We start from the raw sequence: 1,475 nt of genomic DNA on the forward strand, positions 1-1,475 counted from the left end.
GTGAAGTTGCAAACTTCACCCAGCCTCAAGAGGAACTTCTAAGGTTAAGAGAAGATACTACGCCTAGTGGGGGTGTTGTGGATCCGTTGTCCATGGAATACCATGATGTGAGTCCATTTATATATTCCATCAACAATCCGATTAGATTTATCGATCCAGATGGTAATCAAGTTTGGGATATGACTACTGATAAAGCTCATAAAAGTGCTCTTGCCAAATTTGCAAATACAGAGCAAGGAAAAGCATTTTTAGCACAATATGCCAAGGCAGGAGATGTAATTGGTGGAGTTAGATTTGATGCTGATGGAAAATACAGCCATCAAAATGTAGCGTTCTATTCTCATTCAATGAGAAATAAAGGTGAGACTTGGCATTATCTTCGAACTAAGCAAACCCGAAAAGGTTTGCCTTTAACTCAAGTAACTGGGAGTACAGTTAGAGAAAATCAAGGTGAACTTGAAAATCTTTCGTTTTCAGTTTATCTCAAAACTGGGATGGATGTGAATAATTCATTAGAGACAATTGGACATGAATCTTTTATTCATGTTGAAAAAACAACAAAGGATGTTGAAAGTGGAGTCAAAGATCTGAAAAATGGTAAATTTGGAAGTGGGGATGAGAAGTTCGCTAATTTTGGTAGGTTTATGCAGGGTTTACAAGGCGATGAATCTGACCATAAATTAGCAGTTAATGGAAAAGTTACAAATATGGAAGAATTTGTTGATGCATTAGATCAAGTTTTTGGTGGAACAATGTTCCGTAATATGTTTGAAGATTGGAAGAAAAACCCAAATAAGCATTGAAATTAGATTATTATGACCAAGATTTTAAGATTTTTATTGTTATTCCTTACGTTCGGATGTGTAGAAACAAAGAATTCTAATTACGATGCTATGGAATTTGTGGTAGAGTTAAATGAAGATGGAGTAATTAAAGGATCGGGATTTAAAAAAAATAACAAAAGGGAAGGAGAATGGAAGTTTTTTGTAAACGATAAGCTATCGTCAATAATCGAATATAAAGGTGATCTGATGAATGGGAAAGAAATTTGGTTTGATAGATGCTCCGGTAGAGTCATTGAGGAAGGTGAAAATAAATTAGGAAAACCTTCTGGTCCTTGGTATAGATATTTGTACGGGGAATTGGTTTCAATATCAAACTATGAAAAAGACACATTTGAAATTGTCTATTATAATATCAAATTTAAAGATGCTAATGAAATCCCTCCTCCTCCGAATATTAAAAACTGTGATTAATTTTATTAATATAAAATAATTAACATACCTTCGTGAAGGTAGTTTAAATTAATTATAATTTTTGACAGATTTTTATTTTTTTTAACCTATATAAGTAGAATTAAGGTTAGTAGTAGCTGTAGGTTTTTCCCCCTCTGGGTGTAGAAGAAGGTTGATTGGGACTAGGTGTAGTTTGTAACTACACCTTTCTATCCAAACAAATTTGTAATTTGCTGATAT

At 33.4% G+C, this 1,475-nt stretch carries 2 protein-coding genes; both read left to right on the top strand.

From position 1 onward, the window contains the following. Positions 1 to 803: hypothetical protein (locus C4S61_RS21985; protein ID WP_200820638.1), on the top strand; the 803-nt coding region annotated here is incomplete at its 5' end. A gap of 12 nt (positions 804 to 815) precedes the next feature. Beyond that, the gene (locus tag C4S61_RS21595) at positions 816 to 1,256 is read left to right on the top strand and encodes a toxin-antitoxin system YwqK family antitoxin (RefSeq protein ID WP_103926848.1); all 441 of its coding nucleotides are present in this window, start codon (positions 816 to 818) and stop codon (positions 1,254 to 1,256) included. The last annotated feature ends 219 nt before the right edge of the window (positions 1,257 to 1,475 follow it).

Origin of the sequence: Algoriphagus boritolerans DSM 17298 = JCM 18970 (assembly GCF_900108085.1) — a bacterium.
In the GTDB taxonomy this organism is placed as follows: domain Bacteria; phylum Bacteroidota; class Bacteroidia; order Cytophagales; family Cyclobacteriaceae; genus Algoriphagus; species Algoriphagus boritolerans.